Source organism: Azohydromonas aeria, from assembly GCF_009760915.1.
Classification (GTDB): domain Bacteria; phylum Pseudomonadota; class Gammaproteobacteria; order Burkholderiales; family Burkholderiaceae_C; genus Azohydromonas; species Azohydromonas aeria.
On sequence record NZ_VIDQ01000029.1, the window covers coordinates 65,743 to 76,564 of the forward strand.

A 10,822-nucleotide genomic window follows, 5' to 3' on the forward strand; every position below is an offset into this window, starting at 1 on the left:
TGGGCCGTCAATGCACCGTGCACACCATGCACGGGTCGAAGGAGCGCACCACGTGCTGCACCGCCACCGGCGTGGCCTCGCCCGCGCGCACCGGCGCGTCCACCAGCGCCGCCTCCAGCGCGCCGGGCACGCCCGCGGCGTCGCGCGGCGAGAAATTCCAGGAGGTGGGCGCGACGATCTGGTAGGTGGCGATGCGCCCGCGCTCCACGCGCAGCCAGTGCCCCAGGCTGCCGCGCGCGGCCTCGGCCAGGCCCACGCCGGCGCCGTCCTCCGGCAGCGTGAAGGCATCGCACCACGGCTCGCCCGGGCGCAGCGCGCGCAGCCACTCCTCCATCAGCGGCACCACGCGCGCCAGCTCCAGCAGCCGCGCCAGCACCCGGGTGTAGACCGTGCCGCCGCAGCGGCGCACGGCGTCCACCACCAGCGGCTGGCCGGCGGCGAGCTGCCGCGCCACGGCGCCGCACTCCACCACCGCGCCGCCCAGGCGCGGCGCCTTGTTCCAGGTGTAGGCCTCGGCCTTCTCGGCGTCGGGCAGCGTCAGCCCCTCGCGCGGATGTCGCGCGCCGCCGGCATCCGACAGCCACGCGTGCGTGGCGTCCTCGGTGATCGCCTCCAGGTCCAGCGGCTGCAGCGCGCGCGCCTGCATGCTCCACACGCCGCGCGGCACCACGTGCGTGCCGTCGGGCTGCGGCCAGGCGCCGTAGCTCAGGAAGCGCCCCGGCCCCGGCCCCAGCGTGTCCAGCCGCAGCGCCGCGGCGATGGACAGGAAGAAACCGAAATCGCCCCGGTCGCCCTGCGCCAGCCAGGCGCGCAGCGCGGCCTCGCTGTCCAGCGCCGCCACCTCCTCCAGCGGCGCGCCGAAGAGTTCGCCCTGCAGGAAGCCGCGGAACTCGCGCACCTGCGCCAGCAGCCGCAGCCGCTCCGAGGCCTGCACCGGCCGCGTGCTGCCGCCCGGGTGGATGGCGTGCGTGTGCGGCCACTTGCCGCCCAGCGTGCCCAGCAGCCGGAACCAGCGCTGGCGCGCCGCGATGGCGGCGCGCGCCTGCGCGCCGGCCTGGGCCTCGAAGCGCCGCAGCGCCTCGGCATGCCACGGCTCGTGCGCGTACACCGCGCGCGTGAAGTCGGGCATGAAGAACAGGTAGAAGTGCGTGAGGTGGTCGGCCAGGTTCTCGGTGGCCAGCATCAGGTTTTGCGCCAGCAGCCCGTTGGGCGGCGGCGCCACGCCGGCGAGATCGGCCAGCGCGCGCGCCGCCGCTACCGACTGCGACACCGAGCAGATGCCGCACAGCCGCGGCACGATCACCAGCGCGTCCAGCGGCTCCTTGCCCGGCAGGATCTGCTCGAAGCCGCGGTACATGGGCGAGTTCACCCACGCGGCCCGCACGCGGCCCTGGGCGATGTCCAGCTGCACCTCCAGGTCGCCCTCGACACGGTTGAAGGGTCCGACGATCAGTCTGCTCATGCGTACGCTTTTGCCTGCATTTCACGCAGGCATGAAAAAACACCGTTCGGGCTGAGCTTGTCGAAGCCTCTGCCAAGCCGGCATGTCAGCGCCTGCCCTTCGACAGGCTCAGGACGAACGGGAAAATTGACTCCCATGCGCAGACGAATCACTTCAGCCGCGTGCGCCGCACCGCCGGCGGCACCACGGTGTGCTCGGCCACGGCATTGAGTTTCACGCGCCGCGGCGTGGCGCTCTTGGACAGCGAGGCCAGCGCCACGAACCAGGCCTTGGGCATGTCGGTGGGCAGCCCGATGGGGATGCCGGCGATCTTGGGCGTGGTGTCGAAGGCATGGCGCGGCTCCTGGAAGCCCGGCTCGGTGCAGCTCACGCAGGCGTAGCCGCCGCGCGTGCACGAGCCCTCGCCGTTCCACAGCCGGGTGTTGCAGTCGGCATGCGCCTGCGTGCCCTTGCAGCCGCGGTGCTCCATCAGGCAGCCCTGGTCGCCCGGCTTCTCGGCGCTGGCCTTGAACTCGTAGAACTCGTTGCGCGTGCAGCCGTGGTGCACGAGCTGGTCGGCGTAGAAGCGCGGGCGGTTCAGCGGGTCGAGGTCGGCGCCGCCCAGCAGCCCCTCGGCCAGCGCCATGAGCGTGTCCACGACCCAGCCCGGGTGCGTCGGGCAGCCCGCGACGTTGACCACCGGCAGGCCCGCGGCGGCGCGGAACTCCGCCCCGAGCAGCCCGCCGGGATGCTCGTCCTCGTACTGCAGGCCGCAGGCCTCGGTCGGGTTGGGCCCGCCGGCGGTGATGCCGCCCCAGGCTGCGCAGGAGCCGATGGCCACCACGTGCCGCGCCACGCCGGCCAGGCGCCGCACCCAGGCGATCATCGGCACGCCGGTGCCGGCCAGGTGATGGAAGCGCCCGCTGCCGTTGGGCCCGCGCAGCAGCGCCCCCTCGATGCACAGCGCATCCACCCGCACCCGGCCCTCGATGCAGTCGTCGAGCAGCCGGCGCACCTCGTGGCCGCTCTCCAGCGACAGCGACGGGTGCCACAGCAGGTGGATGCCCGCGTCGCGCAGCAGCGCGTGGAAGTCGGCCGTGTCCGCGCACAGCAGCGACATGCTGCAGCCGCCGCAGCCGCCGGACTGCAGCCACAGGACGTTGAAGGGTTCGGGGGTGGTCATGCGGAGCTCACTGTGGAAGGGAGGGCCGGCGTGGTGTCGCATCCCGCAAGCCAAGCCGCCACGCCTTCTACTTCGTCATTCCCGCGAAGGCGGGAATCCAGGCGGACCCCCATTTCAGCGCAAGCGGTGCTGCAGGCATGCCGAAGACGAACGCCCGGTGTGGCGCCCCACCAGCTGCCGGTTGCTTGGGGACCGCCTGGATCCCCGCCTGCGCGGGGATGACGAAGTGCTGAGTGTGGCCAATCAGCCATTGGCCGACGTTCATCAATTGGTCCTCGGCGGCGACTCGCCTTCGCAGAAATGACGAGGTAACAAGCGCCGCAGAGCAGCGCGCGGGCTGCGTTCCGGATCATTTCTCCTCCAGCCCGAACCGCAGCAGCTTCGCCCGCAGCCCCACGCGGGACAGGCCCAGCTCGCGCGCGGCGTGGGTCTTGTTCCAGCGCAGGCGCAGCATCACCTCGCGCAGCAGCATCGCTTCCATCGCCTCCAGCCGCTGCGCCAGCGTGCCGCTGGCCGGCAGCGCGGCGGCGGTGCCATTCGCGCCGCCGTCGGTGCCGTTGACCGCGCCGGACGCCAGCCCGGCGCCGGCCTGCCCGTGCAGCACCTTGCGCGAGAAGTGGCGCGCGGGCACCAGGTCGTCGTCGCTGAGCGCCGCGGCGCGCCGGATCTCGTTGCGCAGCTCGCGGATGTTGCCCGGCCACGGGTAGGCCAGCAGCACCGGCGCCACGTCCGGCGCGAAGGCCAGGCCCGGCCGCCCAAGCTCCAGCCCCACGTCGTGCAGCAGCCGACGCGCGATCGGCGGGATGTCGGCCACGCGCTCGCGCAGCGCCGGCATGGCCAGCGTCACGCCGGCGATGCGGTAGTACAGGTCCTCGCGGAAGCGCCCGGCGCGCACCTCGGCCTCCAGGTCGCGGTGCGTGGCCGCCACCACGCGCACGTCCACCGGCACCGGCGTGGCCGAGCCCACCGGCCGCACCTCGCCCTCCTGCAGCACGCGCAGCAGCTTCACCTGGAACGCCGGCGAGGTTTCCCCGATCTCGTCCAGGAAGATCGTGCCGCCATGCGCGCGCTGGAACAGGCCCGGGTGGTCCTCGTACGCGCCGGTGAAGGCGCCGCGCTTGTGGCCGAACAGCTCGCTCTCCAGCAGCGTGTCGGCGATCGCCGCGCAGTTCTCGATCACGAAGGGCGCCGCCGCGCGCGGGCTGGCGTAGTGGATAGCGCGCGCCAGCAGCTCCTTGCCGGTACCCGACTCGCCCAGCACCAGCACCGGCAGGTCGTAGCGCGCCATGCGCTCGGCCATGGCGCACACCGCGTCGAGCGGGCTGCCCGGGGCGCGCTCGATGCGGTCGAAGTCGAACACCGCGCGGGCGCGCGCCAGCGCCTCGCTGCGGCGCTGGCGCAGCACGGGCGTGGCCGCGCGCAGGTCCACGTCCAGGCGCTGCAGGCTGCGCTGCAGCGTGCGCGTCTCGGCCGCGCCGCGCACGGTGGCCAGCAGCGCGTCGGGCACCCAGGGTTTCAGCACGTACTGGTGGATGCCCGCCTCGTTGAGGCCGGTGATGATGTCCTCGCTGTCGGTGTAGCCGCTGACGATGATGCGCACCGCCTCGGGCCAGCGCTGGCGCGCCTCCTTCAGGAACTCCACGCCGCTGATGCCCGGCATGCGCTGGTCGCACAGCACCACGGCCACCTCGTGGCGCTCCATCAGCGCGCGCGCTTCCTCGGCCTGCGCGGCTTCGAGGATGCGGAACTCCTCGTCGAGCGTGCGCCGCATCGCCTCGCGCGAGCGCGCCTCGTCATCGACGACGAGGACGATGGGCAAGGAGTCGGGCGCGGGCAGGTTCATGGGGTGGAGGCGCCGGTGAGCATCGCGGGCGAAACCGTGATTGTGGCTCCCGGCGGGCCTTCAGCAGATCCGCGGCAGCTGTTCCCCGCTCAACCAGTCCACCACGCGGCGCCCACCCAGCTTCGTGGCCATCTGCACGAAGCGGTGCGGGTCCTCGGTGACGGTGCCGATGCGCGCCGCGCCGGCACCCAGCGGGTGCGCGCGCATGGCGGCCAGCAGCGTGTCGGCCGCCTCGGGCGCACAGATCGCGACCAGCTTGCCCTCATTGGCGACGTAGAGCGGATCGAGCCCCAGCAGCTCGCAGGCCGCGTCCACCTGCGGCAGCACCGGGATGGCAGCCTCGTCGAGCTCGATGCCCACGCCGGACTGACGCGCGACCTCGTTGAGCGTGCTGGCCAGCCCGCCGCGCGTGGGGTCGCGCAGCACGTGCAGCGCGCCCTCGCGCCACGGCAGCGCCGCCAGCATGGCGGCCACCAGGCCGTGCAGCGCCGCGCTGTCGGAGACGATGGCCGTCTCGAAGCTCAGCGACTCGCGCTGCGACAGCACCGCCACGCCGTGCTCGCCGATGGTCCCGGACAGCAGCACCACGTCGCCGGGCCGCGCGTTGGCGCCGCTCACGTCCACGCCGGGCGCGGCCACGCCCACGCCCGTGGTGCTGATGAACACGCCATCGCCCTTGCCCTGCTCCACCACCTTGGTGTCGCCGGTGACGATGGCGACACCCGCCTCGCGCGCCGCCGCGCCCATCGAGTCGGCAATGCGCTTGAGGTCAGCCAGCGGGAAGCCCTCCTCGATGATGAAGCTGGCGCTCAGGTACAGCGGCGTGGCGCCGTTCATCGCCACGTCGTTGACCGTGCCGTGCACGCTCAGGGAGCCGATGTCGCCGCCGGGAAAGAACAGCGGCGAGATCACGTGCGCGTCGGTGGCCACCACCAGCCGCCCCGCGCCCGGCATGGGCAGCGCCGCGCCGTCGTGGCCCTGGCGCAGGTACGGGTTGTCGAAGGCCGGCAGGAACAGCTCTTCCACCAGTTGCGCCGCCGCGCGCCCGCCCGCGCCGTGGTTCATGTCCACGCGGCCGGTCTTCACGTTCAGCGGGCGGACGTAGTCTTTCTTGAGGGTGCTCATGGGTACTGCAGGTTCACGCCACCACCACCGCAATGTCCCGGAACCGCCCGTAGGCGTAGTGCGCCGCGCAGGCGCCTTCCGAGGACACCATGCACGAGCCCATCGGGCTCTCCGGCGTGCACACCGTGCCGAACAGCTTGCAGTCGGTGGGGCGCTTGACGCCGCGCAGGATCTCGCCGCAGGCGCACTGCTTGTGGTCGGGCACCGGGCGGTACGTCAGATCGAATTTCTTCTCGGCGTCAAAGCGCTCAAACCCGGGGCGGATGCGCAGCGCGCTGTCCGGCACCTCGCCCAGGCCGCGCCACTCGAAACTCTCGCGCCGCTCGAACACCTCGGCCACCACGGCTTGCGCCGCCGCGTTGCCCTGGCGCGTGACGGCGCGGCTGAACTCGTTCTCGACCTCGGCGCGCCCGGCGTTGACTTGGCGCACCAGCATCAGCACCGCCTGCATCACGTCCAGCGGCTCGAAGCCAGCGATCACCACCGGCTTGCGGTAGTCGCGCGCGAAACCCTCGTAGGGCGCCGAGCCGATGACGATGCTCACGTGCGCCGGCCCGACGAAGCCGTCCAGCGGCACGCTGCGCCAGTCGCGCACTTCGGGCGAGTTGAGGATGTGCGTGATCGCCGCCGGCGTAAGCACGTGGCAACAGAGGACGCTGAAGTTGCGCAGCTCCTCCTTCGCCGCCTGCCGGATGGCCAGCGCCGTGGGCGGCGTGGTGGTTTCGAAGCCGATGGCCAGGAACACCACCTCGCGCCCCGGGTTCGCGCGCGCGACGGCCAGCGCGTCGGTGGCCGAATAGACCATGCGGATGTCGCCGCCGCGCGCCTTGGCGCGCATCAGCGACAGCGGCTCGCCGCCCGCCGCGCCCGGCGAGGCCGGCACGCGCATGGTGTCGCCGTAGGTGCAGACGATGGCGCCGCGTTCCAGCGCCAGGTGGATCGCCAGGTCGATGCGCCCGATCGGCAGCACGCACACCGGGCAGCCGGGACCGTGCACCATGCGCACGTTAGCCGGCAGCAGCTCGGCCACGCCGTAGCGCGAGATGGCGTGCGTGTGGCCGCCGCAGAACTCCATGAAGGCGTAGCGGCGCGACGGGTCCGCCTCGGCCGCCAGCCGATCAGCAATGCGGCGCGCGATGTCGCCGTCGCGGAACTCGGTGACGTACTTCATGGCGCGGCCGCCGTGTCAGCGGGGGAGACCGCGGCGGCGCCGTCCTCCAGCGCCGCCAGCTCGCCGAACAGCGCCAGCGTGCGCGCGGCTTCCTCCGGGTCGATCAGGCCGATGGCGTGGCCGACGTGGACGATGACGTAGTCGCCGACGCGGGCCTCGGGCACCAGCGCGACGGACACGCCCTTGCGCACGCCGCCTAGATCGACGACGGCTTCCGTGCCGTCGTCGGAGAGGCTGACGACGCGCGCCGGCAAGGCTAGGCACATGGGGAGGTCTCCGTCGTGGTGGTCATCGTGGTTGCGGGGGCACCGGCCGCCGCGGCGGCGATGGCCTGCGCCGCCCCCTGCGCCGCCGTCTGCGCGGGCGTGCCCGTCGCGCGGCGCGGTTCGGCGACCTGCAGCGCGGCGGCCCAGGCCTGGCCCAGCGCCAGCCCGGCGTCGCCGCAGCCCACGGCGCGCGGGCGCAGCGGCGGCAGCTGCATGGCCGAGAGCGTGTCGAGCAGCCGCGCGCTCAGCAGCCGGTTGAGGAAGCAGCCGCCGCCCAGCGCGACGTACAGCGCGCCGTGCTCGCGCGCGGCCCGCTGCGCCCAGCCGGCCAGCGCGTCGGCCAGCTGCACGTGGAACAGCGCCGCCGCCTCGCCGTGCCGGCCGCCGTCGCCCATCGCGGCGACGGTGCCCAGCAGCGGCAGCAGCGCCAGCGTGCCGTCGGCCTCGACGGCCGTCAGCGGCACCGGCCAGGCCGCCAGCGCCTCGATCAGGCTGGGCTGCGCCAGCACGGTGTCGGTGGCGAGCTTTTCCAGCGCGATGGCGGCCTCGGCCTCGACCGCCTGGCGCACCGACAGGCCCAGCAGCCCGGCGGCGGCATCGAACCAGCGCCCGGCGCTGCTGGAGGCCGGGCAGTTCAGCCCGCGCGCCAGCAGCCTGGCGATGATCCCGGCGGCGCCTTCGCCCACGGCCGGGCCCAGGCGCGGCGCGATCTCGGCGCCGCGCCCCAGCGCATGCAGCACCGCGGCGGCCAGGCGCCAGGGCTCGCGCGCCGCGGCGTCGCCGCCGGGCAGCGCCAGCGGCTGCAGCCGGCCCAGGCGCTGCCAGTGCGCGCCGCGCACCAGCAGCAGCTCGCCGCCCCAGGGCTCGCCATCGGTGCCCAGGCCCACGCCGTCCAGCGCCAGGCCGATGACTGGCTCAGCCAGACCCTGCTCCGCCTGCACCACGGCGATGTGCGCATGGTGGTGCTGCACGCCGATGGCCGGCACGCCCAGCCGCTCGGCCAGCGCCAGCGCCAGCCGCGTGCTGTGGAAGTCGGGATGCAGATCGTGCGCGACGGCGTCCACCGGGCCCAGCGCCAGCAGGCGCTCGGCGGAGGCCTCCAGCGCGGCGCAGGCGGCCGGGTCATCCAGGTCGCCGTGCAGCGGGCTCATCAGCGCACGGGTGCCGTCGAGGCGGCAGGCCGCGTTCTTGAGCCAGGCGCCCACGGCCAGCACGTGCGCCGGGGCCGGGCGCGGCAGGGTGATCAGGGTGTCCATGGGATCAGGCTCAGGCGCCGTGCGCCGCCGACGCGCGCCAGTTCGCCAGCTCGCGCTCCAGGTCGGCGATGCGCTGCTGCAGCGCCCGCTCGCGTTCGGTGGGCGCCGGCGCCTGGCCGGCGTGCAGCACCCAGTGCACCCACGCGTCCATGCCGTCGCCGCGCGTGGCCGAGACCTGCAGCACCTCGATGGCCGGGTTCACGCGGCGCGCGTAGTCGATGCAGCGCGCCACGTCGAACTTCACGTAGGGCAGCAGGTCCACCTTGTTGAGCACCATCAGCCGCGCCGCGGCGAACATGTCCGGGTACTTCAGCGGCTTGTCCTCGCCTTCCGTCACCGACAGCACCGCCACCTTGGCCGCCTCGCCCAGGTCCCACATCGCGGGGCACACCAGGTTGCCCACGTTCTCGATGAACAGCAGCCGGCGCGCGTGCTCGTGGCCGTGCCCATGTCCGTGGTCATTGTCATGGCCCTGTTCATGCGCATGCCCGTGGTCGTGATGGTGCCCGTGCCCGTCCTCATGTGCGTGTCCGTGGCCATGCGCCTCGTGGGCATGGCCGTGGATAGGCAGCCTGGTGAAGGCCTCGCTGACCATCTGCGCGTCGAGGTGGCAGCCCTTGCCGGTGTTGACCTGCACGGCCGGCGCGCCGGTGGCGCGGATGCGGTCGGCATCGAAGCTGGTCTGCTGGTCGCCCTCGATCACCGCCACCTGCAGCTGCGGCTCGCGCAGCTTGAGCAGCTCGATGGTCGCGCACAGCAGCGTGGTCTTGCCCGAGCCGGGGCTGGAGACCAGGTTCAGCGCCGTGACGCCGTGGCTGGAGAAATGGGCGCGGTTCAGCGCCGCGAGGCGGTTGTTCTCGCCCAGCACGTCGGTCTCGATCTGGATCGCGCGCTCCTGCGACATCCCCGGCACCGACACCCGCGCCGCGCCGGCGCCGTAATGCAGGTCACCCCTGGCGTCGGCCACGGCCCCGGTGGCCGGCCGGCCTTCCGCCGGCTCGTTGCCGGCGCATCCGCACACCACACACATGATCGTCACCCCTATTGGTTGCGTTTTTCTTCGAAGCGGCGGGTCCGGGACCTGTCCCCTAGTCCTGGACCCGCATGTCCACCACGCGCAGCTCGGTGCCGCCCGTGGGCTGGAGTTGATGGCCGCCGCAGTCCGGGCACGGGTCCACGCGCTGCTGCAGCTCGACCTCGCCGCCGCAGCGCAGGCACCAGGCGCGCCCCGGCGGCTCGTCGATGTCCACCCGCGCGCCCTCCAGCACGGTGCCCGGCGCCAGCGACTCCAGCGCGAAGCGCAGCGCGCGCACCTCCACGCCGGCAAAGCGCCCGGCTTCCAGGCGCAGCACCGTGACGCGGCTGAAGCGCTCGCGCCGCGCCGCGTCCTCGGCGATGCGCAGGATGCCGCCGGCCAGGCTCACCTCATGCATGGGCGGCCTCCACGGCGCCCGACTCGCACGGCAGCGCCTCCCAGGCCAGGCACGGGTCGAGCCCCAGCACCAGCGCCTGCACCGCGCCGGGCGCCCCGGCAGCGGGCAGCGCGGACAGCGCCGCCGCGGCCGGGCCCTGCGGGTCGAAATTCCAGTCGGTGGGCGCGGCCACGCGCCAGGCGGCCACGCTGCCGGACTCGGCCAGCACGGCGCGGTGCACCAGCAGCCCACGCGCGGTCTCGGTCCAGGCCAGCCCGGTGCGCTCGCCGGTGGCCACGGCGCCGCAGTCCAGCGTGCGCGCGCCGGTGCCGGTGCCGTCGGGGCTGGCGAGGCGCACGAGGTCGCTGAGGCGGCTGGCAAACAACATCCACGCATTGTCGGTGCCGCCCGGATCGCGCCCATGGGCGCGGCACCACGGGCCCGTGGCAAATGGCACGGCGCCGGCCTGCTGCAGCGGCGCCTCGGCCGCCAGCCGGGTTGACAGCGACAGGGCCGAGCCGTCTGCGGCGTCCAGGCGCAGCGCGCGGTGCGGCACGGCAACTTCTTCGGCCGAGGGCCGGAGCCGGCGCAGCAGCCGCGCCGCGGGCGTGCACGCGCGCGCCGCCCAGCCCGAGAGCCAGTTGGCGCCGCCGCGCTCCCAGGCGGCGAGCCAGTCGGCCGCCGGCAGAGCCAGCAGCTCGCGCTCCAGCCAGGCGCCCAGCGCGGCGGGCAGCGCCTCCAGCGCCGCGTCCGAGCCGGCGATGCCCTGCCACAGCGGGCAGCCGCGCAGCAGCGCGGGCGGGGCGGCCTCCAGGCCCAGCGCGGGCGGCGCATCGACCAGCAGCCGGCGCAGCTGCTCCTGCGCCGTGCGCAGCTGCAGCCGGCGCGCCTCGGCCGCGGACGGCGGCGGCGGCACCGTGCCGGGAGCCGCGCGCGCGGCCTCGACGGCGCGGCGCGCCGTCAGCCCGTGGGCATGGCCGCACAGCGTGAACAGCGCGCCCAGCAGCGCCGGCGCGCCGTCCGCCGGCCGGCCCACGGCCAGGCGCTCGGCGCGGCGCGGGCCCAGGCGCTCGACGGTGCCGGGATGCGCGCGGCCCGGCCGCAGCAGCAGGCGGCCGGTGAGCG

At 74.2% G+C, this 10,822-nt stretch carries 11 protein-coding genes; all 11 read right to left on the reverse strand.

Annotation, left to right across the window (positions count from 1 at the left end; all coding sequences use genetic code 11):
- Positions 1-7: 7 nt before the first annotated feature.
- Complete coding sequence (locus FJ694_RS17790; protein WP_157268589.1) at positions 8-1,462, reverse strand: nickel-dependent hydrogenase large subunit; 1,455 nt, start codon at positions 1,460-1,462, stop codon at positions 8-10.
- Positions 1,463-1,610: 148 nt separating this feature from the next.
- Positions 1,611-2,624, reverse strand: coding sequence for an NADH-quinone oxidoreductase subunit B family protein (locus tag FJ694_RS17795; protein ID WP_157268590.1), 1,014 nt, complete (start codon positions 2,622-2,624; stop codon positions 1,611-1,613).
- A gap of 67 nt (positions 2,625-2,691) precedes the next feature.
- On the reverse strand, positions 2,692-2,889 hold the full coding sequence (locus FJ694_RS17800) for a hypothetical protein (protein WP_157268591.1): 198 nt from the start codon (positions 2,887-2,889) through the stop codon (positions 2,692-2,694).
- 84 nt (positions 2,890-2,973) lie between these two features.
- On the reverse strand, positions 2,974-4,467 hold the full coding sequence (locus FJ694_RS17805; RefSeq protein WP_157268592.1) for a sigma-54-dependent transcriptional regulator: 1,494 nt from the start codon (positions 4,465-4,467) through the stop codon (positions 2,974-2,976).
- A 60-nt stretch (positions 4,468-4,527) separates the two neighbouring features.
- Complete coding sequence (hypE, locus tag FJ694_RS17810; protein ID WP_157268593.1) at positions 4,528-5,592, reverse strand: hydrogenase expression/formation protein HypE; 1,065 nt, start codon at positions 5,590-5,592, stop codon at positions 4,528-4,530.
- 13 nt (positions 5,593-5,605) lie between these two features.
- Positions 5,606-6,763 (reverse strand): hydrogenase formation protein HypD, encoded by a 1,158-nt coding sequence (hypD, locus tag FJ694_RS17815; protein WP_157268594.1) that lies wholly within the window; start codon positions 6,761-6,763, stop codon positions 5,606-5,608.
- A complete protein-coding gene (locus FJ694_RS17820) occupies positions 6,760-7,029 on the reverse strand; it encodes a HypC/HybG/HupF family hydrogenase formation chaperone (RefSeq protein WP_157268595.1) in 270 nt (89 codons plus the stop codon). Before FJ694_RS17820 ends, hypD begins: the two co-directional genes overlap by 4 nt.
- Positions 7,020-8,285 (reverse strand): Kae1-like domain-containing protein, encoded by a 1,266-nt coding sequence (locus FJ694_RS17825; protein ID WP_198320885.1) that lies wholly within the window; start codon positions 8,283-8,285, stop codon positions 7,020-7,022. The genes FJ694_RS17820 and FJ694_RS17825 overlap by 10 nt, the downstream gene beginning before the upstream one ends.
- Before the next feature lie 10 nt (positions 8,286-8,295).
- Positions 8,296-9,315 (reverse strand): hydrogenase nickel incorporation protein HypB, encoded by a 1,020-nt coding sequence (hypB, locus tag FJ694_RS17830; RefSeq protein ID WP_157268601.1) that lies wholly within the window; start codon positions 9,313-9,315, stop codon positions 8,296-8,298.
- A 58-nt stretch (positions 9,316-9,373) separates the two neighbouring features.
- The gene (gene hypA, locus FJ694_RS17835; protein ID WP_157268596.1) at positions 9,374-9,718 is read right to left on the reverse strand and encodes a hydrogenase maturation nickel metallochaperone HypA; all 345 of its coding nucleotides are present in this window, start codon (positions 9,716-9,718) and stop codon (positions 9,374-9,376) included.
- On the reverse strand, positions 9,711-10,822 hold a 1,112-nt coding region (locus FJ694_RS17840; RefSeq protein WP_157268597.1), incomplete at its 5' end, for a hypothetical protein. The genes hypA and FJ694_RS17840, both read right to left, overlap by 8 nt.

Coding starts and splice junctions, on each gene's coding strand:
- FJ694_RS17790 (WP_157268589.1), bottom strand. CDS start 1,462: ATGAGCAGACTGATCGTCGGACCCTTCAACCGTGTCGAGGGCGACCTG.
- FJ694_RS17795 (WP_157268590.1), bottom strand. CDS start 2,624: ATGACCACCCCCGAACCCTTCAACGTCCTGTGGCTGCAGTCCGGCGGC.
- FJ694_RS17800 (WP_157268591.1), bottom strand. CDS start 2,889: ATGAACGTCGGCCAATGGCTGATTGGCCACACTCAGCACTTCGTCATC.
- FJ694_RS17805 (WP_157268592.1), bottom strand. CDS start 4,467: ATGAACCTGCCCGCGCCCGACTCCTTGCCCATCGTCCTCGTCGTCGAT.
- hypE (WP_157268593.1), bottom strand. CDS start 5,592: ATGAGCACCCTCAAGAAAGACTACGTCCGCCCGCTGAACGTGAAGACC.
- hypD (WP_157268594.1), bottom strand. CDS start 6,763: ATGAAGTACGTCACCGAGTTCCGCGACGGCGACATCGCGCGCCGCATT.
- FJ694_RS17820 (WP_157268595.1), bottom strand. CDS start 7,029: ATGTGCCTAGCCTTGCCGGCGCGCGTCGTCAGCCTCTCCGACGACGGC.
- FJ694_RS17825 (WP_198320885.1), bottom strand. CDS start 8,285: ATGGACACCCTGATCACCCTGCCGCGCCCGGCCCCGGCGCACGTGCTG.
- hypB (WP_157268601.1), bottom strand. CDS start 9,315: ATGTGTGTGGTGTGCGGATGCGCCGGCAACGAGCCGGCGGAAGGCCGG.
- hypA (WP_157268596.1), bottom strand. CDS start 9,718: ATGCATGAGGTGAGCCTGGCCGGCGGCATCCTGCGCATCGCCGAGGAC.